The sequence below is a fragment of the Methylobacterium sp. 142-1Y genome (genome assembly GCF_057747795.1).
In genome coordinates this window covers 4,056,116-4,080,247 of record NZ_CM173224.1, presented here as the reverse complement: position 1 = coordinate 4,080,247, position 24,132 = coordinate 4,056,116, and the positions used below count along the sequence as shown (strand labels likewise).

Sequence of the window (24,132 nt, the reverse complement as noted above, 5' to 3'; positions counted from 1 at the left end):
GATGGGGGTTTACCCGGAGCCGGCGCCCTGCGCCGACGACGCTGGCCGACTCGTGCCCGAGGCGGGCACCGACACCATCCGCTGGCTCGATGCCCGCGAAGGCCATCATTCCGGAGCGCGCGGCCGGACCCTGTCGCTGGCCGCCTCGCTGAGCCGCAAGGCCGCAGCAGTGCTTGCCGTCGGCGTCGCCTTCGCGGCCTGCCTGCCGCAGGACGCCGTCGCCCCGGCGGCGGAAGCGCATGACCGGATCGACCTCGCGGCCCCCCGCTTGGCACTCGAGGCCCGCGGCCTGTCGCCGGACTGGCGCGGCCCGGCCCTGATCGAGCAAACTCCGAGCACCACGGCGCTGATCCGCGACGACCTCGAGCGTCTCGGTCAGGAGATGCGGGGCGAGGCCGGCCTCGACGAGACGGCGTCGTCCAGCGACAGGACCGCTCTCGACGAGGCCACGCCCGGCACCGGGGCCGCGCCGCTCCGGGAGGCCTCGCTGTCCCGGGAGATCGCCCTCCCGCCGGAGGCCGCCCCGTCCGACGACATCTCCCTGCCCGAGGTGATGGCCCTGCCCGAGGAGACCGCGGACGGGCTGGTGATCTTCGGCGACAAGAAGGTGCCGCGGGTCCTGGTCGAGACCATCGTGCGGGCCGCCCGCGACACCGAGACCGACCCGGTCTACCTGATGGCGCTGGCGGACAAGGAATCGAGCTTCCAGCCGAGCGTCCGCGCGGCGACCTCGACGGCCGAAGGGCTGTTCCAGTTCCTCACCGGCACCTGGCTCGAACTGGTGCGCAGCTTCGGCGCCAAGCACGGCTACGCGGCGGAGGCCGAGCTGATCGAGAAGCGCGGCGGTACCCTGGTGGTGCTGAAGGAGGCCGACCGGCGCCGGGTGCTGGCCCTGCGGCGCGACCCCTACGCGGCGAGCCTGATGGCCGGCGAGATGATGAAGCGCGACCGCAACCGCGTGGAGCAGCGCCTTGGCCGTGACCTGAAGCCGACGGAATGCTACTTCGCCCATTTCCTGGGGGCGGCGAGCGCCGGCAAGTTCATGGAGCTGACGGTGGAGAACCCGCACCAGCCGGCCCAGGCCTCGTTCAAGGCCGCCGCAAAGGCGAATCGCTCGCTGTTCTTTCGCCGCGAAGGCCGGAAGACGCGCAGCCTGACGGTCGCCGAGGTTTATGACCGCCTCGACGGCATGATCGACCAGCGCCTCGACCTGTATCAGCCGGTCGCAGCGATCGCCGAGCAGATCGACACCCGCAGGCCGAACGACGTGCCGCCCGCGGCCCTGAGCCAACTGCCCTGATATCCCCCCCGGCCTCTTTGAGCGAAGCGGCCAAGGGAGCGGAGCACGAGAAGGACGGCCCGCGCGCCGGGGACAATCCTACAACCCGCGATGCACCGGCCGGTTCCGGCTCGTTCGGGATTTTTTAACCGGTTACCGCCCGCGCCTTCCGGCCCTCGTGCTCGTGCACCGGCAGCTGGAAGTAGAGATGGGCGACGCCCGGCAGGCCGTGGCGGATCGCGGCGCGCAGATCGGCCGTGGTGCGCCTGAGCCCTTCGCCGGTCAGGTCGGGATCGAGATCGAGGGTGACGGCGAGCAGCACCGTGCCGGGGCCGAGCTGCAGGCTGCGCATCCGCTCGATCCGCACCACCCGCGGATCGGCCGTCAGGACCGCCCGCGCCTGCTCGATCACCCGCGGCGAGGCGCTCTCGCCGGTGAGCAGGCTGCGGGTCTCGCGAAACAGCACGCCCGCCGTCGCGATGAGGAGGCAGCCGATCGCCACCGAGGCGACGCCGTCGCCCTGGGGCCAGCCGAGAAAGCCGCTCGCGACCACGCCGGCGAGGGCGAGCCCGAGGCCGATCAGCGCCGCCCCGTCCTCCAGGATGATCGCGAAGGTGCCCGGATCCTTGCTGCGGGTCACCGCCGTCCAGAGCGATTCGCGGGCGAAGCGCGCCCGCATCTCCCGCCGGGCCGTGCGGAACGACAGCCCCTCGAAGACCGCCGACAGGGCGATGACCCCGACATTGACCCAGGGCGCCGTCACCGGCTCGGGGCGGTGCAGCTTCTCGACGCCCTCGTAGACCGCGTAGGCGCCGCCCAGCGTGAAGATCAGCAGCGCGACGACGAAGGACCAGAAATACAGTTCCAGCCCGTGCCCGAAATTGTGGCTGTCGTCGGCCGGCCGGGCCGCACGCCGCATCCCGTAGAGCAGCAGGCCCTGGTTGCCGGTGTCGACGAAGGAATGCACGGCCTCCGTGAACATCGCCCCCGACCCGGTATAGGACGCCGCGGCGAGCTTGGTGACCGCGATGGCGAGGTTGCCGGCCAGCGCCGCATAGACGACGAGCTTCGATCCCGACGGCAAGGCTCAGTGCCCCCCGACCGGGGCCTCGCCGCCGCGCTTCACGTTCTTGAGGATCATCGCCAGCGGCACCGCGCAGGCCGAGACGATGGCGAGCGCCCAGAACACGTCGATATAGGCGAGGAACGCCGACTGGGTCTGGACCTGCTGGCCGATCCAGGCGGTGGCCTGGCCCTGGGCATCGACCATGCTGGCGCCGCGGGTGGCGAAGAACTGCGTCGCGGCCCGCAAGCTCTCCTGGTAGGCCGGCTCCGAGGGCACGACGTGCTCGACGAGCCGGCTGGTGTGGAATTGCTGGCGGTAGGCCAGGATGTTCTGGGCGAGCGACACGCCCATCGAACCGCCGACGTTGCGCGCGACGTTGATCAGCGCCGAGGCCTGGTCGGTCTGGTCCTTGGTAATGCCCTCGTAGGAGGCGGCGGTGATCGACAGGAAGATCATCGGCAGGCCGAGCCCGATATAGATTCGCGACCAGACGAAGAAGCCGAAGTTGAGATCGCCATAGAGATTCGTCAGGTCGTACATCGCGAAGGCGATGATGGTGGCACCCGTGGCGATCAGGTATTTCGGCTGGACGAAGCCCGAGAGGCGGCCGACCACGAACATCATCATCGCGGTGACGATGCCGCCGGGCGAGAGCGCCAGGCCGGCCCAGGTGGCGGTGTAGCCGAAATAATCCTGGAGCAGTTGCGGCAGGAACTGCGTCGTGGCGATCAGGATGGCGCCGGTGGCGAGCATCACCAGAAAGCAGGAGCCGAACTGGCGTTTGCCCAAAAGGCGCAGGTCGATGACCGGGTTCTTGTGGTTCAGCTCCCACGGGATCATCGCCACGAACGACGCCACCATCAGGCAGGCGAAGACCACGATCAGGTTCGAGCCGAACCAGTCCTTGCGCTGGCCCTCGTCGAGGACGACCTCGAGCGAACCCAGGAAGGTCGCCACCAAGAGAAAGCCGACGATATCGAAGCGCACGCCGTCTCGGCGCAGGCGCTTCCTCTCCTCGATCGCGGATTTCGGGTCCTGGACCAGCCACCAGATCAACAACAGGGCGATCACGCCGACCGGGGCGTTGATGAGGAAGCACCAGTGCCAGGAATACTGGTCGGAAAGCCAGCCGCCCAGCGTCGGGCCGACCACGGGGGCGACCACGATGGCGACGCCGTAGAGGGCGAAGGCCTGGCCGCGCTTCTCCGGCGGGAAGGAATCGGCCAGGATCGACTGCGCCAGCGGCGCCATGCCGCCGCCGCCGAGCCCCTGAAGGATCCGGAAGAACAGCAGCGATTCGAGGCTCCAGGCGAGGCCGCACAGCACCGAGGAGACGGTGAACAGCGCGATCGCCGCCATGAAGAAGGCTTTGCGCCCGTAGCGCTTGGCGAGGAAGCTCGACGCCGTGAGCACGATCGCGTTGGCGACGAGGTAGCTCGTCACCACCCAGGCCGCCTCGTCGGGGCCCACCGCCAGCCCGCCGGCGATGTAGCGCAGGGCCACGTTGGCGATCGTGGTGTCGAGCACCTCCATGAAGGTGGCGAGCGCCACCACCATGGCGATGATCCAGGGATTGTGGTCGCCGGCGGCGCTGTCGGCGGGGTTCTGGGCGCTCATCGGCGGCTGCCTAGCGCACCCGCACCGTCGGGACGATCGACATGCCGGGGCCGATCGAGACGTCCTTCGGCCAGTCCTCGACGGTGATCTTGACGGGGACGCGCTGCACCACCTTGACGTAGTTGCCGGTGGCGTTCTCCGCCGGCAGCAGGCTGAAGGCGGTGCCGGAGCCCGGCTGCACCGAGGCGACCGTGCCGGTGATCTTGCGCTCCGGATAGGCGTCGATCTCGATTTCGACCTTCTGGCCCGGGCGCATGTCGGTGATCTGGGTCTCCTTGAAGTTCGCCGTGACCCAGATGTCGTCCGGCACGAACATGCTGAGGGCCTGGCCGGCCTGCGCGAACTGCCCGACCGCACCGGTCAGCCGCACCACCCGGCCGGGTTGGGCCGTGGTGATGGTCGTGTAGTCGAGGTTGAGCCTGGCCTGCGCCACCTGCGACCTCGCTTGGGCGAGGCTCGCCTCGGCGCCGGCCTTCTGCGCCTGGAGCGAGCCGATCTGGCGCTGCGCCACCGTGACGGCGGCGTTGGCCCGGTCGAAACTCGCCTGCTGCTGCTGCAGGTTCGAGGTCGATTGCTGCGATTGCTGCACCGAACCGGCGCCGCGCTGGGCGAGGTCCTGGTAGCGCGCGGCATCCTGCTTGGCGAATTGCAACGCCGCCTTGGCTTGCTCGACCTGGGCCTTGGCCTCCTGGATGCTGCCCTGTTGCGCCTGGATCTGGGCCTCGAAACCCTGGATCTGGGCTTGCGCCGACTGGACCTGCGCCTGCGCCTGCTGGAGCGCTACCTCGTAGTCGCGCTTGTCGATCTGGAACAACACCGCGCCGGTCTCGACATGCTGGTTGTCGGTCACCGGCACGGCGGTGATGTAGCCCGAGACCTTGGGCGCGACCGCGAACTGGCGCGCATCGACGAAAGCGTCGTCGGTGCTCTCGTAGGGGTGGACGGCGGTCAGCCAGTACCAGTAGCCGGCGGCGCCCGAGAGCAGCAGAAGAACCGCGCCGAGGACGAACCAGAGCGGATGGCGGCGGATGACGCTCGGCTTCTTCTTCCCCGCATCGCCCTCGTCGCCCCGGCCGTCCGAGGTCTTCTCGTCGGCGTCCTTGCCCGCCGCCTCGTCCTGCGGGGCATGCTCGCGGAGCGCCCGGGTGTTCTCGCGGAGCGCGCGCGTGTTCTCGGCACGCGTATCGTCGGCCCGGGCCTCATCGCCCCGCGCCACGATGGGCGCCGGCGCGGCCCGTCCCGCGGCAGCCTCCGCCCGCGACTGATCGTCCAGCATGTCGTGAATTCCACGCGACGGTCGGGAGCCGACCGGGCAAGGCGCCCGCCTCGGCACGGAAGACGCTGGGGCAGCGGCGTGGGTTCCGCAGTGCGGCAAAAAAACGGACGGAGGCCTGGATGACGCGGCCCCGCGGGCCGTGCCACGCCATCCGGAGACGGGGCCAGGGCGCAAAAGGGGAGATTTACCGAAACGTAAGCTTACCAAAAGCTAACGGAACGGCCGCGCTCCATCCACGTTCACCTCTTGCAAGGCTGGACCTTGGCGGCCCTCGTCCCGGAGGATGATCGCATGAGTACCGCTTCACCCCTTCCCAACATGGGGCCTGGCAGCGCCTCCCCTTACGGCAGCGCGAACGATCCGCTCGTCCGCCTCAATGCGATGAGCGCGGTGCTCGCCCGCAACTGGTGGCTGATCGCCCTGCGTGGCGCGTTCGCGATCCTGTTCGGCGCGATCGCGCTGATCGCGCCCGGCGCCACCCTGCTGACCCTGGTGATCTTCTTCTCGGCCTACATGCTGGTCGACGGCATCACCGAGATCGTCGCGGCGGTGCGGGCGGCGGAGCGGCACGAGCGCTGGGGCTACCTGCTCGCTGCCGGCCTGCTCAACATCCTGGTCGGCGTGATCGCCTTCCTGATGCCGGGCAGCGCACTCGTCGCCTTCATCTACCTCATCGCCGCCTGGGCGCTGGTGACCGGTGCCCTGATGATCGCCGCCGCCTTCCGGCTCCACCTCGACCACGGCCGCTGGTGGCTGGGGATCGGCGGGGCGCTCTCGGTCCTGTTCGCGATCGCGCTCGTCGCCAGCCCGGCCCTGTCGCTCCTCGTCCTGACCTACTGGATGGGCGGCTACGCCATCGCCTTCGGGGCGTTCATGCTGGTTCTCGCCTTCCGGCTGCGCAGCCGGCATGTCGGGACGGGTGGGGCGATGCGGCGGGCCTGAGCGACCCGGTCGGTGACCGACTATGGCGCAGGCTTCCCCCCTCCCCCTCTGCGGGGGAGGGGAAACCCGCGCCCGGCATTTCTCCGAATGCCCTGCGCCTTCGAGAATCACCCCGTCAGGCCGGCGCCATCTCCCGCACCGGGCGGCGCCAGCGGGCCGGGCCGTCGCGGTGGACCGAGGTGCCGGCGGCATCCACCGCCACCGTGACCGGCATGTCCTCGACGATGAATTCGTGGATCGCCTCCATGCCGAGATCGGCGAAGGCCAGCACCCGCGCCGACTTGATCGCCTTCGAGACGAGGTAGGCGGCGCCCCCGACCGCGATCAGGTAGGCCGCGCCATGGCGGGCGATGGTCTCGACGGCCGCCGGGCCCCGCTCGGCCTTGCCGACCATGACGAGAAGGCCGGTCTGCGACAGGATCGGCTCCAGGAACTTGTCCATCCGGGTCGCGGTGGTCGGGCCGGCCGGACCCACCGCCTCGTCGCCGACCGCATCGACCGGGCCGACATAGTAGATCGCCCGGTCGCGCAGATCGACCGGCAGGGGCTCGCCGGCCTCCAGCATCCGGGTCAGGCGCAAATGCGCCGCATCGCGCCCGGTGAGCAGGCGGCCCGAGAGCAGCAGGGTCTCGCCGGCGCGCCAGGTCGCCACCTCCTCGCGGGTCAGCCGGTCGAGATCGACCCGCCGCCCGGCCGCCGTCGCGACGCTGATGTCCTGCGGCCAGAGGTCGAGGGAGGGCGGGGTGAAGACCGCCGGCCCGCTGCCGTCGAGGATGAAATGCGCGTGCCGGTCGGCGGCGCATTGCGGGATCAGGCCGACGGGGAGCGAGGCGGCATGGACCGGGAAGGTCTTGAGCTTCACATCCAGCACCGTGGTGAGCCCGCCGAGCCCCTGCGCGCCGATTCCGAGCGCGTTGACCCGCTCGAAGATCTCGAGCCGCAATTCCTCTTCCCGGGACGACGGCCCGCGGGCGCGGATCTGCGGCAGGTCGATCGGATCGAGGAGCGAGAGCTTGGCGAGCGTCATCGCCTTTTCCGGCGAGCCGCCGACGCCGAGGCCGAGCATGCCGGGCGGGCACCAGCCGGCGCCCAACGTCTCGACGGTGCGCACCACCCAGTCGGCGACGGAATCGCTCGGGTTGAGGGCGGCGAACTTCGCCTTGTTCTCCGAGCCGCCGCCCTTCGCCGCGACATGGACCTCGACGGTGTCGCCGGCCACCATCTCGACATGGAGCATGGCCGGCGCGTTGTCGCCGGTGTTGCGGCGGCCGAAGAGCGGTTCAGAGACGACGGAGGCGCGCAACGGGTTGCGCTCCTCGCGCCAGGCCCGGCGCACGCCCTCGTCGACGATCTCCTGGAGCGAGCGGTTCGAGACGATGCGGGCGCCAAGCCCGATCTTCATGAACACTTGCGCGGTTCCGGTATCCTGGCAGATCGGCCGGCGGCCGAAGGCGGCCATGCGCGAATTGACCAGGATCTGCGCCATCGCGTCCCGCGCCGCCGGGCTCTCCTCGCGGCGCCACGCCTCGGCGAGGTTCTGGATGTAGTCCGCCGGGTGGTAGTACGAGATGAATTGCAGGGCGTCGGCGATGGAGGCGACCAGGTCGTCTTCGCGGATGGTGGCCATGGTGGTCCTCCCGAAATGGTTACAGGATTTACCGCACCTTTTATTCGCAGAGCGCGGGATCCCCTCTCCCGTGTGGGAGAGGGGTAGGGGTGAGGGTGATACGCTTCAGGATGAGACGCTGAGCGTCGTGCCGGTAGCTTCACGGTCGAGATCAATTCTTAACCGTAGCACCCTCACCCCCAGCCCCTCTCCCACACGGGAGAGGGGAGAGTGCTCCACTGGTCAACGTGAGAGCGAAGCTACGCCGCAAATTCCCGCCGGATCGCCTCGCTGTGCTCGCCGATCCCCGGCACCCGTCCCAGCACCGGCGCCTGGCCGTTGCGGAGCGCCGGCGGGGCGACGATCGAGGCCGGGCCGGCATGGGTCTCGACGGTGACCCGACGAAGCGCCGGATGCGAGACGAGGTCGGCGAGCCCGTTGACGAAGCCGTAGGCCGTGCCGGCCTCGCGCAGCCGTGCCGCCGCCTCGTCACGGCTCAACTCGGCGAAGACCTGCGCCACCACCGCATCGACCTCGGGCCGGTTCGCCACCCGGGCGTTGTTGCTCTCGAAGCCGGGGCGCGACGGCAGGTCGGGCTGGCGCAGGAACCCGGCGCAGAACTTCACCCATTCGCGTTCGTTCTGGATCGAGAGCAGCACCAGGGCCCCGTCCCGGGTCGGGAAGGCGCCGTAGGGGCAGATCGACGGATGAGCGAGGCCGACCCGTTGCGGCGCCCGGCCGGTGCCCTCGAAATAGAGCAAGGGCACGTTCATCCAGTCGGCCATGCCGTCGAACAGGCTGACCTCGAGCTTGGCGCCCTCGCCGGTGATGCCCCGCGCGATCAGCGCTTCCAGCACCGCCGCGTGGGCCGCCATGCCGCAGGCGATGTCGCAGACCGACACCCCGACCCGGCCCGGACCGGCCGGATGGCCGGTGATCTCGGCCAAGCCGCTCTCGGCCTGGACCAGCAGATCGTAGGCCTTCATGTCGGAGTAGGAATGGCCGGCACCGTAGCCGGTCACGTCCACGGTGATGAGCCGGGGGTAGCGCGCCCGCAAGTCGTCCGAGCCGAAACCCGCCCGGGCGGCGGCGCCCGGCGCGAGGTTCTGGATGAACACGTCGGCCTTTTCCAGCACCGCGTGCAGGAGCCGCGCGTCGCCCGGGTCCTTGATGTCGGCGACCAGGCTCTCCTTGCCGCGGTTGAGCCAGACGAAATAGCTCGCCAGCCCGTTCACCGCGGCATCGTAGCCGCGGGCGAAGTCGCCCTCCGGCCGCTCGATCTTGATGACGCGGGCGCCCGCGTCGGCGAGGCGCGAGGAGCAGTAGGGGGCCGCCACCGCCTGCTCGAGCGCCACCACGGTCAGGCCTGCGAGCGGCAGGACCCTATTCCCCACAGCCCCACTCCCCGCCGCCATGATCGTCAGACCCCGTGCTTGATCGCGATCATCTTCATCGAGCCGAAGCCGTAGAGGGCCTCGAAGCCCTTCTCGCGGCCGTGGCCCGAGCCCTTCACGCCGCCGAAGGGCAGCTCGACGCCGCCACCCGCACCGTAATTGTTGACGAAGACCTGGCCCGACTTGATGCCCTTCGACAGGCGCAACGCCTTGCCGAGATCCGAGGTCCAGATGCCGGCGGCGAGCCCGTACTCGGTGCCGTTCGCCACCTTCAGCGCCTCGGCCTCGTCGCGCACCCGGATCGCCACCAGGACCGGCCCGAAGATTTCTTCTTGCGCCAGGCGGTGGTCCGGCGGCACGTCGCCGATCAGGGTCGGGCGAACGTAGTAGCCGTCGCCCGGCACGTTGGTGCCGAGTTCGCCCTCGGCCAGGATGGTCAGGCCGTCGCGGCGGGCGAGATCGATGTAGCCCTGCACCCGCTCGCACTGCTTGGCGTTGACGACGGGGCCGAGGTCGAGGTCCTGCTCGCCCGAGCCGACGCGCAGGTCCTTGAAGCGTTGCGCGAGATCGGCGGTGAAGCTGTCGTAGATCTTATCCTCGATCACCACGCGGGACCCGGCCGAGCAGGTCTGGCCGGCATTCTGGGTGATCGCCTTGACGATGACGGTGCCGGCCTCGGACAGGTCGGCATCGGCGAAGACGACCTGGGGCGACTTGCCGCCGAGTTCGAGCGTGACCGGAATCGTGTTCTTGGCCGCGGCCGTCTGGATCAGCGTGCCGACCTCGCGCGAGCCGGTGAAGCTGATGTGGTGGATGCCCTTGTGCGAGGCGAGCGCCGCGCCCGCCTCCTCGCCGAGGCCGGTCACCACGTTGAGGCTGCCGGCCGGGAAGCCGGCCTCGGCCGCGAGCTTGGCGAGGTGGAGCGCCGAGAGCGAGGTATCCTCGGCGGGCTTCAGCACCACGGCGTTGCCCATGGCGAGCGCCGGGGCGACCGAGCGGCCGGTCATCTGGAGCGGATAGTTCCACGGCACGATCACGCCGACGACGCCGTGCGGCTCGTAGACGGTCATCACGGTGAAGCCGTTCTGGAACGGGATCGTGTCGCCATGCACCTTGTCGGCGGCACCGCCGTAATACTCGAAGTAGCGGGCGCAGACCTGGGCGTCGTTGCGGGCAAGCGTCATCGGCTTGCCGACATCCTCGCTCTCCATCTTCGCCAGGAGTTCGGCGTCGCGGCGGATCAGCTCGGCGAGCTTCAGCAGCAGCCGGCCGCGGGAGGCGGCGTCGAGCCGGCCCCACTCGCCGTCCATCGCGGCGTGGCCGGCCTTCACGGCGGCGTCGATCTCCTGGGCACCGCCGCGGGCGATGCGGGCCATCTCCTGGCCGTGCGACGGGTTGAGCACCGGCAGGCTCGCCTCGCTGCCGATCCAGGTCCCGCCGATGAAGTGCTGATGGGCGTTCATGCGTCTCCCTCCCGTGGCGGCGGGCCGCACTGTCAGCGGCCGGCCAGCTGTTGGGCGCGGTGTTAGCGCGCCGGGAGGAGGGATTCCAATACGATCGACGGGCGTGCGCGATAGAATCGCGATATGGCGCGCGCCGTCAGCAGTGCCGTTGCGCGGCGAGGGTCTGCCGGGCGATCTCGGCGGCGAGCGGGATGTCCTCGATCGGCGTCTCGTCCAGAAAGGCGCGAGCGACGAGGGCGAGGTCGATCCAGGCCTCGGCGGCCGGCAGCTTGCGCCGGCCGCGCCCGACCATGGCTCCGCCATCCGCCCCGGCCTCGACCGCCTTGGCGATCCAGGCGAGCTGCTCGCCCCAATGCGACCGCCGCGGACCGACGATCCGGGTGAGCACCGCGTCCTGCTTCTTCCGGCCGGCGGTGAGCGTCGTGGCGACGATCGTCGCCATGTCCGTCTCGAACCAGCTGGCCGGGAAGTGGTAGGCCTTCGCCCACATCGCCGAGGCGGCGAGCGCCGCCCTGGTCGCCGCCGCCGACCGGCGCTCCTCCGGCAGCCCGTCGAGGAGCTGCGCCACGATCGCGCCGGCGTCCAGCCGCGCCGGGGCGATCGGCGGCAGGCCGACCGCGTCGAGGACGCGCAGCAATGCGAAGGGCGGCGGCTCGCCCGCCGCCAGGCCGGTGGCGAGGCCGTGGGCGATCAGGTCGCGGACGAAATCCGGCGAGGTGTCGACGCAGTCGATGGCCCGCGCGACCTCGCCGAGGAACCGGGCCGCGCCCTCGGGGCCGAGATCGTCCTGCAGCATGGCCTCGCGCAGGCCGTGGCCGTGCTTCATCAGGAGGGCGGCAAAGACGTGCCGGTCGCCCTCGCCGACCTGCGCGAAGATGCTCTGTGCCCCGGCGCCGTCGCAGCCGGTGGCGACGAAGCGGACGGCGCGCGCCGGCGCGGAGCCCTCGGCCAGCCGCAAGGCCCCGCCCCGCTCGCGGCAGGCCGCGACCGCGGCGCCGACGGGCTCCTGGAGCTCGCCCGGCAGCCAGGGCCGCATCGCGGCCAGCCGGCTGGCGCTCACCGCCGAGACCTGCCCCTGCCGTGCGGCCGCGGCGAGGCGCTCCGCCACGGCCCGGGCGATCTGCGGGTCCGGATCGAGGAGCCAGCCGAGCGCCGCCTCGCGCATCGCCGGCACGTCCGAGTCGATCATGATGCCGACCGACATGATGCGGACCGGGTCGGGGAAGACCGCGAACTGCTCGGCGAATTGCTCGTGGATCAGGAACGGGTCGTGATCCATCGCCTCGGCGGCCTGCGCGAAATCGGCCGCCATCTCCTCCGGGGTCGGCGGCTCCGCGCCCTCGACCGAGTCCAGCGCCGCCCCGGCGATCAGGTCGCGCATCGTCTCCGGCAGCGGCAGCCGCGCCGCGATGAATTGATGGGCGATGCCGAGGAGCAGGTCGGGCGTCAGCGCGCCGGTCTCGGCGGCTTCCTCCAGGCGCTCGAACAGCCCCAGCAGGATGACCGCGGCCGCGCCCCCCGGCTCCGCCTCGACGGCCATGCGGCACTCGCCGAGCGTGCTGCCGAGCAGCATCAGGAGGGCCGTGCAGCGGTCATCGTCGCGCCGCGTCCTGCGGCCTTCCTCCACCAGGAGATCGAACAGGGTCTCGGGGGCGCCGTCGAGGGAGACGATCTCGGCCATCAGGTCCGGGACGGGCGCGGCGGGTGTGCCGGACCGGATAGCCTCGGCGAGCTGGTCGGCGAGGACGGTCAGGAGCGTGCGCGACATCGCATCCCCATCCGCGGCGACCGCTTCAGCGGATGGTCCGTCCGGGACTGCCCTTCCGGTCGCCTTCCTTCCGGCAGCCTTCTTGGCTGCCGTCTTCCGGGTGGACGCGGGCTTGTTGCCGGCGGCCTTCCTGCCGGCAGATGTCGTGACGGTCCTGGCCATGGGACAACCTCGGCAGCGGCGGGAGCCGACCCGGACTGCTCCGGGGCTCTCTTCGCTCAAACTGCCGGGGCCGCGGCCGGTTGCCAAGGCGTGGACGGCGCGCGGCGCACTCCGTCCACGCCTGGCGGCGGTCGGGTTACCGGCTGCCGCTGTTGCCACTACCCTGCGGCACCGCCCGGGACGGCTGGCCGGCATTGCCGCCGGCGGCCGAGTTGCCGGTGACGGTCGAGGCGCCGTTCGGTCCGGGCGCCACCACGCCGCCGGCGCTGCCGCCGGTGTTGTTCGGCATCGGCGCGACGGTGCCGGTGGTCGCCGGCCCCGTCTTCATGGTGCCGGGGGCCGTGGACGGGGCGGCGGTCTGGGCCGAGGCCGCGCCGGCGACGAGAAGGCCGGCGGCGAGTCCGGCGAGAATCGAACGCATGCTGCTCTCCTGTCGGATCCTGGATTTGTGAGATCCTGGACCCGACAACGTGCGCGAACTGGCATGGTTCGACTTTATTTAACTTTGCTGCGCGATGACGCGGCGCAGCATCGCGCAGCATTCCTCTAGATCGGATAGGCCGATCGACTCGTCGGGCCGGTGCGCCTCGGCGATGCGGCCGGGCCCGCAGATGATCGACGGGATGCCGGCGGCCTGGAACAGGCCGGCCTCGGTGCCGTAGCTCACCGCCCCCTGCGCCGGCCGGCCCGACCAGGCCTCGGCGAGGCCGCGCAAGGGGGCGTCGTCGGCAAGATCGAGAGCCGGGTAGAGCGACAGGATCTCGCTCTCGACCGCCACCGCGCGCCCGGCCGCCTGGAGCGGCGCCACGAGATCGCGGATGCCGGCCTGGAGCGCGTCGTGGATCGTCATCGGGTCGACCCCCGGCACCGCCCGGGCCTCCCACTCGACCCGGCAGGTATCGGGCACGACGTTGACCCCGGTGCCGCCGGCGATCACCCCGACCTGGAGCGTCGAGGCGGCCGGCTCGAACAGCGGGTGGAACGGCCCCTGGCGCGAAAACCCCTCGTGCAGGCTGCGCACCAGCCCGACGATGTCGGCGGCGAGATGCACGGCGTTGTCGGCGAGGTCCGGCCGCGACGAATGCCCGGCCCGGCCGCGCACGGTGAGGCGCCCGGCCACCTTGCCCTTGTGGCGCAGGACCGGCCGCATCTCCGAGGGCTCGCCGACGATGCAGCCCTCGGGCGCCGCGCAGAGTTCGGACAGCCGCGCGATCATGTGGCGGACGCCGACGCACCCGACCTCCTCGTCGTAGGACAAGGCGAGGTGGATCGGCCGGGTGGGCTTTGCCTGCACCATCTCGGGGACCAGGGCGAGCATGCAGGCGACGAAGCCCTTCATGTCGACCGCACCCCGCCCGACCAGCCGGTCGCCCATCCGGCGCAAGGTGAAAGGGTCGCCGCTCCAGCCCTCGCCGGCCGGCACCACGTCGAGATGGCCCGACAGGACGATGCCCGGCACGTCGCGCGGGCCGATCGTGGCGAACAGGTTGGCGCGGTCGCCCTCCGGCCCCGGCAGCACGGTCGCCTCGACGCCGTGGCGGGCGAGGTAGGCCCGCACGAGGTCCACGATCGTGCCGTTCGGCGTGCGGCAGACGGAGGGGATCGCGACGAGGTCGGAGAGAAGGGCGGCGGCGTCGGTCATCGGGATCTCGCTGGCTGTCCGGAAATCATAGTCCGAGACGCCCGGCAGGCTCCGGCGGAAAGCCGTCCGCCGCGGCAGAACCTGCGGCCGGAGACGGCCGGCACGGCAGGAAAGGGCCGCTTCCCGCGGGTGCGGGCCCCCGAGGGAGTTGCCAGGTGACAATTCCAGCGGTGCGCCGGGCCCGCCCGCCATCATTTCTGCCGCCCACCCCCGCCAAACCCGCACCCCGCGCGGCGCCACGGGGCCAGATCGGCGGAAAATCCCGCAGCCCCCGCTTAGTCTGCCGGGCATCGCCGCCCCGGAGCCTGACGCCATGCGCCCCAATTCCCTGATCGAGCTCGATCGCGACCACCTCATCCATCCGGTGATCTCGTGGAAGGGGCACGAGGCGCGCGGCGCCACGGTGCTGCAATCGGCCAAGGGTGCGTATCTCACCGATGCCGAGGGCCACACCCTGCTCGACGGGTTCTCGGGCCTGTGGTGCGTCAATGTCGGCTACGGCCACGAATCGATCGTCGAGGTGGCGGCCGAGCAGATGCGCCGGCTGCCCTACGCCACCGGCTACTTCCACTTCTCGAGCGAGCCGGCGATCCGTCTCGCCGCCCGCCTCGCCGAGCTGGCGCCGGGCGATCTCAACCACGTCTACTTCACGCTGGGCGGCTCGGACGCGGTCGATTCGGCGGTGCGGTTCATCCGCTACTACTACAACGTCACCGGCCGGCCGACGAAGAAGCACATGATCGCCCTGGAGCGGGGCTATCACGGCTCCTCGACCATCGGCGCCGGACTGACCGCGATTCCCGCCTTCCACGACGGCTTCGACGCGCCGACCACGCTCCAGCACCACATCCCCTCGCCCTATCCCTACCGCAACCCGGCCGGCGACTCGGACGAGGCGGTGATCGCCGCCTCGGTGGCGGCGCTGAAGGCGAAGGTCGAGGAACTGGGCGCGGAGAACGTCGCGGCGTTCTTCGCCGAGCCGGTCCAGGGCTCGGGCGGCGTGATCGTGCCGCCGGACGGCTGGCTGAAGGCGATGCGCGAGACTGCCCGCGAGCTCGACATCCTGTTCGTCGCCGACGAGGTCATCACCGGCTTCGGCCGCACCGGCCCGCTCTTCGGCTGCGAGCATGACGGCGTGGTGCCGGACCTGATGACCACCGCCAAGGGCCTGACCTCGGGCTACAGCCCGATGGGCGCGGTGCTGATGTCGGACCGGATCTACCGCGCCATCGCCGACCACGCTCCGGCCGGCAAGCCGATCGGCCACGGCTTCACCTACTCGGCCCACCCGGTCAGCGCCGCGGTCGGCCTCGAAGTGCTGCGGCTCTACACCGAGGGCGGCATTCTGGAGAACGGGCGTCGGGCCGGCGAGCGCTTCACCGCGGGCCTCGAGCGCCTCGCCGACCATCCCCTCGTCGGCGACGTGCGGGTGCGCGGCCTGCTGGCCGGCGTCGAACTCGTCACCGACAAGGCGAAGCGCACCAAGCCCTCGGCCGATCTCGGCATCTCCGGCCACCTCGCCCGGTTCGGCTACAGGAACGGCGTGATCTTCCGCGCCTTCGCCGACGACATCGTCGGCTTCGCCCCGCCGCTCTGCTGCACGGACGAGGACATCGACACCCTGCTCGCCCGCTTCGAACAGACGCTGAACGACGTCCTCGACGTCGCCGACGTGCGCGCCGCGCTGGCGTGAAAGGACGTTTGACCATGACGACCAAGAACCGCCACTACCGCATCGCGGTCATCCCCGGCGACGGCATCGGCAAGGAAGTGGTGCCGGAGGGCGTCCGCATCCTGGAGGCCGCCGCGGAGAAGTTCGGCTTCCGCCTCGACCTCCAGCACCACGCCTTCGGCTCCTGCGACTACTACGCCGAGCACGGCACGATGCTGCCGGCGAACTGGAAGGAGATCCTGACGCCGACCGACGCGATCTTCTTCGGCGCCGTCGGCTGGCCGGCCACCGTGCCGGATCACATCTCGCTCTGGGGCTCGCTGCTCCAGTTCCGGCGCGAGTTCGACCAGTACGTCAACCTGCGCCCGGTCCGGCTGATGCCGGGCGTGCCCTGCCCGCTCGCCGGCCGCGAGCCCGGCGACATCGACTTCTACGTCGTGCGCGAGAACACCGAGGGCGAGTATTCGTCGGTCGGCGGCACGATGTATCCGGGCACCGAGCGGGAGATCGTGATCCAGGAGACGGTGATGAGCCGTCACGGCGTCGACCGGATCCTGAAATTCGCCTTCGATCTCGCCCAGTCGCGGCCGAAGAAGCACCTGACCTCGGCCACCAAGTCGAACGGCATCGCCATCACGATGCCGTACTGGGACCAGCGCGTCGAGGCGATGGGCGAGCGCTACCCCGAGGTGCGTCGCGACAAGTACCATATCGACATCCTGACGGCCCACTTCGTGCTGAACCCGGACCGGTTCGACGTGGTGGTGGGCTCGAACCTCTTCGGCGACATCCTGTCGGATCTCGGCCCGGCCTGCACCGGCACGATCGGCATCGCGCCGTCGGCCAACATCAACCCGGAGGGCCGCTTCCCCTCGCTGTTCGAGCCCGTCCACGGCTCGGCGCCGGACATCGCCGGCAAGGGCATCGCCAACCCGGTCGGCCAGATCTGGACCGCCGCGATGATGCTGGAACACCTCGGCGAGGTGGAGGCGGCGAACGCCATCGTGGCGGCGATCGAGACGGCGCTCCGCGAACCGGCGTCGCGCACCCGCGACCTCAAGGGGACTGCGACGACCCGCGAGGCGGCCGACGCGGTGCTGCGGGCTTTTGCTGCGGCGTGAGATGGATCGAGGCCGGACGCCTGAGCGCGTCCGGCCTCTCGATCAGGCGTCCTTCGCCAGCGCGAAGCCCTCGTCCACCCACCCGGTCACGCCACCGATCATCACCTTCACCGGCAGCCCGAGTTCGGCCAGATGCAGGGCGGCCTTGTCGGCGCCGTTGCAGTGGGGACCGGCGCAATAGACAACGAACAGCGTGCCGGCGGGCCACTCGGCCATGCGCCGGGGCGTCATCTTGCCCCGCGGCAGGTTCAGCGCGCCGGGGACGTGGCCCTTCGCGTAGAGGACCGGCCCGCGCACGTCGAGGAGGACGAAGCCGGGCGCATTCATCGCCGACTCTCCTTGCGCTGGATTTCCTTGCGCCGAGTGTCCTTGCGCCGAGTGTCCTTGCGCGAAGGCGGCGTGCACGTCGGCGCAATCGGTCTCGAAGGCGAGGCGACGGGCGTAATGCGCCGCGACCTCGGCGGGGAGAGCGGGCGGAACGGCGGTGACGGGGTTCGGCATGGCGGCTGTGCTCCGTTGCGGGCCGGCGCCGCCCTTGGAACGGCGCGTCGAGCCGGCCTATCCTGCGGCCTTCCCCTCCGGCCCGAGACCGGGCCGCCTGCCGTTCCGCGTCGAGATCGTGCCAAATCGCTCCGCCTTTCCGAACACCCCGTCCGGCCCGCGCGTCGCGGTGCTGGCCTATGACGGCCTGTGCACCTTCGAGTTTGGCGCCGCCTACGAGGTGTTCGGGCTTCCGCGGCCGGAGGCCGGTCCGGGCTGGTACCGCTACGCGGTCTGCGCGGTGGAGTCGGGGCCGCTCAGGGCCGGGGGTGGCCTCACGGTCGCGGTCGAGGGCGGGCTGGAGGTGCTGGCGGAGGCCGACCTGATCGTCGTGCCGGGCTGGCGGGCGATCGACGCCCCCGTGCCGCCGGACCTCGTGCGGGCTCTGCGCGAGGCCCATGCCGGCGGCGCCCGGCTGATGTCGCTGTGCTCCGGCCTCGCGGTCCTGGCCGCAACCGGTCTCCTCGACGGGCGGCGGGCCACGACCCATTGGCGCTACGCGGATGCGATCCGGGCGCGTCACCCCGCCATCGCTCTCGATCCCGATGTGCTCTACGTCGACGAGGGCCGGATCCTGACCGCCGCCGGCAGCGCCGCCGGCATCGATCTCTGCCTCCACGTCGTGCGCGGCGATTTCGGACCCGACCTCGCCAACCGCGTCGCGCGCCGCCTCGTCGTGCCGCCGCACCGGGCGGGCGGCCAGGCCCAGTTCATCGAGGCGCCGGTCCCGCGCGAGCGCGAGGCGGCCCGTCTCGGGCCAGTGCTCGACGCGATGCGGGCGGGCCTGCACGAGGACCGGCCGCTTTCCGCGATGGCGCGCCTCGCCGGGATGAGCCTGCGCACCTTCCAGCGCCGGTTCATCGCGGCGACCGGCCTGCCGCCGGGCGAATGGATCATCGCCGAGCGGCTGCGCCTCGCCCGGGAGATGCTGGAACGGCCGGGCGCCGTGTCGCTCGCGGAGGTCGCCGAGGCGAGCGGGTTTCGCAGCCCGTCGACCTTACGCCACCACTTCCGGACGCGGCTCGGCACCAGCCCGACGGCCTATCGGCGAAGCTTTTCCGGGCGCCATGCCTAAGCGGCCGGCCCGACGCCCCGCCGCTGCCCGATCGCCCCCGCCAGCATCCGCGACAGCTGCTCGGCCGAGTACGGCTTGTGCAGGAGCGGGAAGCCGTGGGAGCCCTCCTGCGCCAGGACGTGGCTGTAGCCGGAGGTGAGCAGCACCGGCAGGCCGGGATGGCGCCGGCGCAGGGCCTTGGCGAGCTCGATGCCGCCCATGCCGGGCATCACCACGTCGGAGAACACGGCGTCGTAAGCGCCATCCTGGCCCAGCACGTCGAGGGCGGCCTCGGCACTGGTGACCCAGGTGGCGACGTAGCCGAGATCGCCGAGGATCTGCGCGGCGAAGCGGCCGACCCCGACATTGTCCTCGACGAGCAGCACCCGCTGCCCGGCCCGGGCCGGCGCCAGGCCCTCGTCCACGGGTGGCGCCTGGCCCTCTTCGGCGGGCGCCGCCACCTCGGGCAGGTAGAGGATGAAGGTCGAGCCCTCGCCCAGCCGGCTCGTCACGTCGACGTCGCCGCCGGATTGCTTGGCGAAGCCGAAGACCTGGCTCAAGCCCAAGCCCGTGCCCTTGCCGACCTCCTTGGTGGTGAAGAACGGCTCGAAGATCTTTTCCATCACCGCCGGGCTCATGCCGGCGCCGGTATCCGTCAGCGAGATCGCCGCGAAGGGCCCCCGTGCGGCGGCGTGGCCGCGGATCTCGGGCTTTGCCGCCCCGCAGGCGACGCCGAGCGTCAGCGTCCCCTCCCCTTCCATCGCGTCGCGGGCATTGACCGCCATGTTGATGAGGGCGGTCTCGAACTGGCTGAGATCGGCGCGCACGAAGCACGGCCGGTCGGGGCCTTCCGTCACCACGCGGATGCGTGCGCCCGTCACCGTGTCGAGCATGTCGGCGACGCCCTGGAGGCGGGCGACGACGTCGAACACCTCCGGCGCGAGCGCCTGGCGGCGGGCGAAGGCGAGGAGCTGGCCGGTGAGCTTGGCGGCGCGGTCCACCGTGTCGGAGACCGCGTCGAGGTAGCGGCGTTTGCGCGCCTCCGGCAGCTCGGGCCGGCGCAGGAAATCCACCGAGGAGCGGATGATGGTCAAGAGGTTGTTGAAGTCGTGGGCGACGCCCCCGGTCAGCTGGCCCACCGCCTCCATCTTCTGCGACTGGCGAAGCGCCTCCTCGGCCTGGACGAGGCGCTGCGCGCGATCGCGCTGCTCCGTCACGTCGCGGGCGACACAGTACAGGTTGCCCTCGAACGGCACCGCCCGCCACGACAGGGTGCGGTAGCCCCCATCCCGGGTGCGGAACCGGTTCTCGAACGACAGGGTCGGCGCCCCGGAGCCGAGGCGCCGGATCTCGTCGCGGGTCCGGTCCTGGTCGTCCGGGTGCTCGAGCCAGGCGGAAGTCTGCCCCACCACCTCGTCGGGCCGCCAGCCGAGCGTCGCCGTCCAGGCCGGGTTGACGCTGAGCCAGACGCCGTCGGCATCGGCCACCCCCAGCATGTCGCGGCTCACCTGCCAGATCCGGTCGCGCTCGGCGGTGCGGGTCGCGACCTGCCGCTCCAGGGTCTCGTTGAGGCCGCGCAGGGCCTCTTCCAGCCGGCGCTGGGCGGTGATGTCGTTGAACAGGACCGCGACGTGCCGGTCCTCCGGCGCATCGACCCGGAAGGCGTGCACCTCGTACCAGCGCTCGCCCAGCGCCCGGGCCGGCTGGACGAAGCGGACCGGCTCGCCGGTCGACGCCACCCGGCCGTAGAGGTCGAACCAGTGCGGCTCGTGGTCGGGGGCCAGCTCGCGCATCCAGCGCCCGGCCGCGTCCGCGAGGCCGGTCTGGCGGGCGAAGGCGGGATTGACCTCCAGGAAGCGGTAATCCTCGGCCTTGCCCTCCGGGCCGAAGCGCAGGGCGATGACGCAGAAGCCGGCATCGATCGCCTCGAACAGGGTGCGGTAGCGCGCCTCGCTGCGCCGCAACGCCTCCTCGGCCCGCCGCCGGCCGGTGATGTCGATGATGAATTCGAAGCCGGTGCCGTCGTCGAGGCGGGTCGCCGCGCACAAGGCCCAGAACCGCGAGCCGTCCTTGCGCAGATATTCGCGCTCGGTCGAATCCGAGCGGCCCCGCGCCTGGAGCTCGGCGATGACGCGCCGGGAGGTCGCCTGCCATTCCGGCGGCACCAGCGTGGCGCCGGTGAGCCGGCCCCGGCCCAGATCCTCGCGGCTGTAGCCGCTCATCGCCAGGAAGGTGTCGTTGGCCTCCAGCACCCGGCCGGCCATGTCGAAGACGATCGCCCCGACCGTCTCGACGCCGAGCGCCGCCCGCAGGCGCGGATCGACGAGGGGCTCGCCGATCGGCCGCCAGGGACGGTCGGCCTCCGCGAGGGCCGCCTCGGCCTCCGCCCGCGCCTGCTCCGCCGCCGCCAGGGCGGCCCGCAACCGCGCATTCTCCGCGACGAGGTCCGGGACGTGTCCGGGATCCGCCATTCCTCTCCCACCCGCACCGGCGCCGCGCGGCCTGTCCGCGCCTTTCGCCTCATCCCCGCGGGCCCATATAGCGGAGGCGGGCGGCCCGTCTCCACCCTTCCACCCGCGACCATCGGCGCAGTGCCGAGGGGCGCTCGCATTGCGGCGCGGCCGGGAAGGCCGCATATCTGGGGCGGCCCCGCCGCGTCGGGGCGGGAGGCGTTTCGTGGCGATCCAACCGACTCGTTGCAGCAACGCGGCCCTGCGCCGGGCGACGCGCAGCGTCGGGCAGCTCTACGACGAGGCCCTGGCGCCGATCGGCCTGCGCACGACGCAGTTCGGCCTCCTCGGCACGATCCGCCGCCTCGGCGAACCGACCATGGGCGAACTGGCCGAGGCGATGGTGATGGACCTCTCGGGCCTCGCCCACACCCTCAAGCCCCTGACCCGCGACGGCTATGTCAGCGTGGTGCCCGATCCCCGGGACCGCCGGGCGCGGCGCATCGCCCTGACGGAAGCCGGCGCCGCCAAGCTCGCGGAGGCGACGCCGTTGTGGCGGACGGCCCAGGACCGGTTCGATGCCGCCTTCGGGCCCGAGCGGGCGGGCCTGCTGCGCGACCTGCTGCACGAGCTGGCGCTGCCGGGATTCCGGGCGGCGTTCGGGGAGGACGGCGGCGTGCGCGAGGCAGCCTCGGGGCAGGGCCGGGCGGGCTGACGTTTCGGTGCGTTCAAGCATTCACCTTCATGGTACACGACAGCGGCCTGAAGCCTGCCGGCCATGGCCTCTCCCACCCGCGACCTCATCCTGAGGTGTTGGTCGATCTTCGATCGACTGACCTCGAAGGAGGGCTCAAGGGATCGCAAAGACGTCTGGAGCCCTCCTTCGAGGCTCCTTTCAGTCGCACCTCAGGATGAGGTCGCCGATGGGACAGGTCGGAGCCGCATGTGAGCGGCCCTGTCGTGTACTGTGCTTCACCTCGCTCAAGCCTTCCTCGGCGCTTGTTCGCGTTTCGAGAATGGAATCGCGACAAATTTTTCTTTATCATCACGGTTCACGACGCAGGAAAGCGGCGCGGGTGCCGGCGCAACAGCGGCCATCGCTCTCCCACTTGCGAATACCTCACGGCCTCGCACGCCCCCGCTCCTCCGCCGCCATCCCGCGGGCGAGGTGCTGGAGGAGCTTGGCGGCTGCGGGCGAGAGCTGGCGGCCGAGCCGCGTGACGATCCTCGCCTCGACCCCGTCGAGCCCCGGATCGGCGAGCGGCAGGGCCACCAGGATGCCGTCGGCGATCTCCTGCGCGGCGCAGAAGGCCGGCAGCAGCGTCACGCCGGTGCCGGAGGCGGCGAACTGCTTGAGCACGCCGATCGAGCCGGTGATCAGCGCCGGGTCGAGCCGCACGCCCTCCGCCCGCTCGGCCGCCGCGATGATCTGCCGGATGCCGTAGGCCGGGTGCATCGTGCCGAGGCGGTGGCCGGCGAGGGCGGCGAGGCGCACCGGGCCCGGATGGGCGGCGAGCGGATGGTTGGTATGCACCAGCACCCGGATCGGATGCGGCATCGCCAGGTGGGTGCGCAGGCGCGGCTCCGGCGGCGGGTTGTAGACGAGGCCGAGATGCGCCTCGTCCTCGACGACCCGGCGGACCACGTCGTTGGTGGCCGCGAGATCGAGGGTCATGGTCAGGTCGGGGTGGCGGGCCCAGAAGCCCTGGAGCAGGCCCGACATCAGGTCGCCGATGAAGCCCTCGCCGAGCACGACATCGATGTGCCCGCGGCGCAGGCCCTTCAACTCGGTGAGCTTGGCCAGGATGTCCTCCCGGTCGGAGGCCTGGCGCCGGTAATAGTCGAGGAGGAGGCTGCCTGCCGGCGTCGCCCGCACGCCGCGGCGGTGGCGCTCGATCAGGGGCGTGGCGAGCAGCCCCTCCATCTGGACGATCTGGCGGCTCACCGCCGAGGCGTTGACGTTGAGCTTGTCGGCCGCCGCGCGGACCGAGCCGCAGCCGACGGCTTCCGCGAGATAGCGCAAGCAGCGCTCGTCGAGGCTGTGATGCATCGGATCCTCCTCACCCGCCGGGTGCGTTGCCGGCAAGTCAACGCAAAATACCGGCCAACGTCGTTCCGCTCAACGCCGATCGGCCCCAGTCTCCGGTTCCCAGAGGGGCGCCGCAGCGGAGCGGCGCCGGTTCCGGGAGACAGCGGACATGCGGACGATCGGCGTCATCGGACTCGGCAACATGGGCCGGGGCATGGCCCTCTCGCTGCGGCGGCGCGGCTTCGAGATCATGGGCTACGACCCCGCCCCCGCCGCCCGGGAGGCCTCGGCGGCGGACGGGATCGCGATCACCGACGGGCCGTCCGCCCTCTGGCGTGACTGCGACGCGGTGGTGCTGTCGCTGCCGACTCCGGAGGTGGTGGAGGCCGTGCTCCTCGGCCCCGACGGGCCGCTCCATGGCGGGCGGCCCGGTCTCCTGATCGTCGACACCTCGACCTCGGATCCGGCGGTCACCCGGCGGATCGCGGCCTCCCTGGTGCCGGCCGGCATCGACCTGATCGACGCCCCGGTGAGCGGCGGGCCGAAGGGCGCCCATGCCGCCACCCTGACGATGGTGATCGGCGGCAGCGACCGGGCGGTGGCCCTGGCCGAGCCGGTGCTCGCGGCGATGAGCGCGACGCGGGTCCATGTCGGCGGCGTCGGCGCCGGCCACGTCACCAAGCTCGCCAACAACCTCCTCTGCGCCGCCCATCTCATCACCGCCGCGGAAGCGGTCAGGATGGCGAAGGACGCGGGCGTCGATCCCGAGCGCCTGCTCGCCGGGATCAATGCCGGCTCGGGCCGCAGCGGCGTGACGCAGGTCAACTTCCCGACCTGGGTGCTCAACGGCGCCTTCGATTCCGGCTTCACCATGAAGCTGATGCGCAAGGACGTGCGGCTCGCCGAGAGCCTGATCGGCGCCCTCGCCCTCGACCTGCCGCTCTCGGGAGAAGCCGCCCGGCTGTGGCGCGGCAGCGCCGATGCCATCCCCGACGACGCCGACTTCAACGCCATCGTCAAGCTCCAGCTCGCCTGAACCCGGGAGATCCCA

19 protein-coding genes are annotated in these 24,132 nt (G+C 71.4%); 7 read left to right on the top strand and 12 right to left on the bottom strand.

Features of this window, described 5'->3' with window-relative positions; all coding sequences use genetic code 11:
• Window position 1: 1 nt before the first annotated feature.
• Window positions 2–1,300 carry a transglycosylase SLT domain-containing protein gene (locus AC3AOF_RS18630; RefSeq protein ID WP_488346152.1) on the top strand — a complete coding sequence of 433 codons (1,299 nt, stop codon included), beginning with the start codon at window positions 2–4 and terminating at the stop codon, window positions 1,298–1,300.
• 124 nt (window positions 1,301–1,424) lie between these two features.
• Here the strand turns inward: AC3AOF_RS18630 and AC3AOF_RS18625 are convergent, their stop codons facing one another.
• Genes AC3AOF_RS18625 through AC3AOF_RS18615 form a run of 3 tightly spaced genes read right to left on the bottom strand, consistent with a single transcriptional unit; the run spans window position 1,425 to window position 5,238 of the window.
• On the bottom strand, window positions 1,425–2,363 hold the full coding sequence (locus AC3AOF_RS18625) for a cation diffusion facilitator family transporter (protein ID WP_488346151.1): 939 nt from the start codon (window positions 2,361–2,363) through the stop codon (window positions 1,425–1,427).
• A gap of 3 nt (window positions 2,364–2,366) precedes the next feature.
• The gene (locus AC3AOF_RS18620) at window positions 2,367–3,962 is read right to left on the bottom strand and encodes a DHA2 family efflux MFS transporter permease subunit (protein ID WP_236989453.1); all 1,596 of its coding nucleotides are present in this window, start codon (window positions 3,960–3,962) and stop codon (window positions 2,367–2,369) included.
• Between the two features lie 10 nt (window positions 3,963–3,972).
• Window positions 3,973–5,238 carry an HlyD family secretion protein gene (locus AC3AOF_RS18615; RefSeq protein ID WP_488346150.1) on the bottom strand — a complete coding sequence of 422 codons (1,266 nt, stop codon included), beginning with the start codon at window positions 5,236–5,238 and terminating at the stop codon, window positions 3,973–3,975.
• A gap of 291 nt (window positions 5,239–5,529) precedes the next feature.
• On the opposite strand from AC3AOF_RS18615, the gene AC3AOF_RS18610 reads away from it, so the two are divergent.
• Window positions 5,530–6,180 carry an HdeD family acid-resistance protein gene (locus AC3AOF_RS18610; RefSeq protein ID WP_442919251.1) on the top strand — a complete coding sequence of 217 codons (651 nt, stop codon included), beginning with the start codon at window positions 5,530–5,532 and terminating at the stop codon, window positions 6,178–6,180.
• Between the two features lie 115 nt (window positions 6,181–6,295).
• On the opposite strand, the gene AC3AOF_RS18605 is transcribed toward AC3AOF_RS18610, so the two are convergent.
• From AC3AOF_RS18605 to argE, 6 genes are all read right to left on the bottom strand, one after another.
• Window positions 6,296–7,807 carry a fumarate hydratase gene (locus AC3AOF_RS18605; protein ID WP_488346149.1) on the bottom strand — a complete coding sequence of 504 codons (1,512 nt, stop codon included), beginning with the start codon at window positions 7,805–7,807 and terminating at the stop codon, window positions 6,296–6,298.
• 239 nt (window positions 7,808–8,046) lie between these two features.
• A complete protein-coding gene (locus tag AC3AOF_RS18600) occupies window positions 8,047–9,180 on the bottom strand; it encodes a CaiB/BaiF CoA transferase family protein (RefSeq protein WP_236989456.1) in 1,134 nt (377 codons plus the stop codon).
• A 26-nt stretch (window positions 9,181–9,206) separates the two neighbouring features.
• Window positions 9,207–10,643, bottom strand: a complete 1,437-nt coding sequence (locus AC3AOF_RS18595; RefSeq protein WP_236989457.1) for an aldehyde dehydrogenase family protein — start codon at window positions 10,641–10,643, stop codon at window positions 9,207–9,209.
• 136 nt (window positions 10,644–10,779) lie between these two features.
• On the bottom strand, window positions 10,780–12,411 hold the full coding sequence (locus AC3AOF_RS18590) for a hypothetical protein (protein WP_488346148.1): 1,632 nt from the start codon (window positions 12,409–12,411) through the stop codon (window positions 10,780–10,782).
• 298 nt (window positions 12,412–12,709) lie between these two features.
• Window positions 12,710–12,994, bottom strand: a complete 285-nt coding sequence (locus AC3AOF_RS18585; protein WP_236989459.1) for a hypothetical protein — start codon at window positions 12,992–12,994, stop codon at window positions 12,710–12,712.
• Window positions 12,995–13,072: 78 nt separating this feature from the next.
• Window positions 13,073–14,215, bottom strand: a complete 1,143-nt coding sequence (gene argE / locus AC3AOF_RS18580; protein ID WP_236989460.1) for an acetylornithine deacetylase — start codon at window positions 14,213–14,215, stop codon at window positions 13,073–13,075.
• 313 nt (window positions 14,216–14,528) lie between these two features.
• On the opposite strand from argE, the gene AC3AOF_RS18575 reads away from it, so the two are divergent.
• Both AC3AOF_RS18575 and AC3AOF_RS18570 read left to right on the top strand, forming a co-directional pair.
• Complete coding sequence (locus AC3AOF_RS18575) at window positions 14,529–15,908, top strand: aminotransferase class III-fold pyridoxal phosphate-dependent enzyme (protein WP_488346147.1); 1,380 nt, start codon at window positions 14,529–14,531, stop codon at window positions 15,906–15,908.
• A gap of 14 nt (window positions 15,909–15,922) precedes the next feature.
• On the top strand, window positions 15,923–17,008 hold the full coding sequence (locus AC3AOF_RS18570; protein ID WP_488346146.1) for a tartrate dehydrogenase: 1,086 nt from the start codon (window positions 15,923–15,925) through the stop codon (window positions 17,006–17,008).
• A gap of 42 nt (window positions 17,009–17,050) precedes the next feature.
• Here the strand turns inward: AC3AOF_RS18570 and AC3AOF_RS18565 are convergent, their stop codons facing one another.
• Window positions 17,051–17,509 (bottom strand): rhodanese-like domain-containing protein, encoded by a 459-nt coding sequence (locus AC3AOF_RS18565; RefSeq protein WP_488346145.1) that lies wholly within the window; start codon window positions 17,507–17,509, stop codon window positions 17,051–17,053.
• On the opposite strand from AC3AOF_RS18565, the gene ftrA reads away from it, so the two are divergent.
• The gene (ftrA, locus tag AC3AOF_RS18560; protein WP_488346144.1) at window positions 17,508–18,623 is read left to right on the top strand and encodes a transcriptional regulator FtrA; all 1,116 of its coding nucleotides are present in this window, start codon (window positions 17,508–17,510) and stop codon (window positions 18,621–18,623) included. The genes AC3AOF_RS18565 and ftrA overlap by 2 nt on opposite strands.
• Here ftrA and AC3AOF_RS18555 read toward each other — a convergent pair.
• Window positions 18,620–21,073 (bottom strand): PAS domain S-box protein, encoded by a 2,454-nt coding sequence (locus AC3AOF_RS18555; RefSeq protein ID WP_488346143.1) that lies wholly within the window; start codon window positions 21,071–21,073, stop codon window positions 18,620–18,622. The two genes, ftrA and AC3AOF_RS18555, sit on opposite strands and share 4 nt — an antisense overlap.
• Before the next feature lie 205 nt (window positions 21,074–21,278).
• Between AC3AOF_RS18555 and AC3AOF_RS18550 the strand changes: the two genes are divergently transcribed.
• Complete coding sequence (locus AC3AOF_RS18550; RefSeq protein ID WP_488346142.1) at window positions 21,279–21,767, top strand: MarR family winged helix-turn-helix transcriptional regulator; 489 nt, start codon at window positions 21,279–21,281, stop codon at window positions 21,765–21,767.
• Window positions 21,768–22,172: 405 nt separating this feature from the next.
• On the opposite strand, the gene AC3AOF_RS18545 is transcribed toward AC3AOF_RS18550, so the two are convergent.
• Entirely contained in the window at window positions 22,173–23,102 is a 930-nt protein-coding gene (locus AC3AOF_RS18545; RefSeq protein ID WP_488346141.1) for a LysR family transcriptional regulator, read from the bottom strand.
• A 148-nt stretch (window positions 23,103–23,250) separates the two neighbouring features.
• Between AC3AOF_RS18545 and AC3AOF_RS18540 the strand changes: the two genes are divergently transcribed.
• Window positions 23,251–24,117 (top strand): NAD(P)-dependent oxidoreductase, encoded by an 867-nt coding sequence (locus AC3AOF_RS18540; RefSeq protein WP_488346140.1) that lies wholly within the window; start codon window positions 23,251–23,253, stop codon window positions 24,115–24,117.
• The last annotated feature ends 15 nt before the right edge of the window (window positions 24,118–24,132 follow it).

Bases quoted from the DNA above. Each gene is read 5' to 3' on its own strand.
- AC3AOF_RS18540 (WP_488346140.1), top strand. From the start codon at position 23,251: ATGCGGACGATCGGCGTCATCGGACTCGGCAACATGGGCCGGGGCATG.
- AC3AOF_RS18590 (WP_488346148.1), bottom strand. From the start codon at position 12,411: ATGTCGCGCACGCTCCTGACCGTCCTCGCCGACCAGCTCGCCGAGGCT.
- AC3AOF_RS18630 (WP_488346152.1), top strand. From the start codon at position 2: ATGGGGGTTTACCCGGAGCCGGCGCCCTGCGCCGACGACGCTGGCCGA.
- argE (WP_236989460.1), bottom strand. From the start codon at position 14,215: ATGACCGACGCCGCCGCCCTTCTCTCCGACCTCGTCGCGATCCCCTCC.
- AC3AOF_RS18575 (WP_488346147.1), top strand. From the start codon at position 14,529: ATGCGCCCCAATTCCCTGATCGAGCTCGATCGCGACCACCTCATCCAT.
- AC3AOF_RS18555 (WP_488346143.1), bottom strand. From the start codon at position 21,073: ATGGCGGATCCCGGACACGTCCCGGACCTCGTCGCGGAGAATGCGCGG.
- AC3AOF_RS18620 (WP_236989453.1), bottom strand. From the start codon at position 3,962: ATGAGCGCCCAGAACCCCGCCGACAGCGCCGCCGGCGACCACAATCCC.
- AC3AOF_RS18610 (WP_442919251.1), top strand. From the start codon at position 5,530: ATGAGTACCGCTTCACCCCTTCCCAACATGGGGCCTGGCAGCGCCTCC.
- AC3AOF_RS18615 (WP_488346150.1), bottom strand. From the start codon at position 5,238: ATGCTGGACGATCAGTCGCGGGCGGAGGCTGCCGCGGGACGGGCCGCG.
- ftrA (WP_488346144.1), top strand. From the start codon at position 17,508: ATGGCGGCTGTGCTCCGTTGCGGGCCGGCGCCGCCCTTGGAACGGCGC.
- AC3AOF_RS18595 (WP_236989457.1), bottom strand. From the start codon at position 10,643: ATGAACGCCCATCAGCACTTCATCGGCGGGACCTGGATCGGCAGCGAG.
- AC3AOF_RS18605 (WP_488346149.1), bottom strand. From the start codon at position 7,807: ATGGCCACCATCCGCGAAGACGACCTGGTCGCCTCCATCGCCGACGCC.
- AC3AOF_RS18565 (WP_488346145.1), bottom strand. From the start codon at position 17,509: ATGCCGAACCCCGTCACCGCCGTTCCGCCCGCTCTCCCCGCCGAGGTC.
- AC3AOF_RS18545 (WP_488346141.1), bottom strand. From the start codon at position 23,102: ATGCATCACAGCCTCGACGAGCGCTGCTTGCGCTATCTCGCGGAAGCC.
- AC3AOF_RS18570 (WP_488346146.1), top strand. From the start codon at position 15,923: ATGACGACCAAGAACCGCCACTACCGCATCGCGGTCATCCCCGGCGAC.
- AC3AOF_RS18585 (WP_236989459.1), bottom strand. From the start codon at position 12,994: ATGCGTTCGATTCTCGCCGGACTCGCCGCCGGCCTTCTCGTCGCCGGC.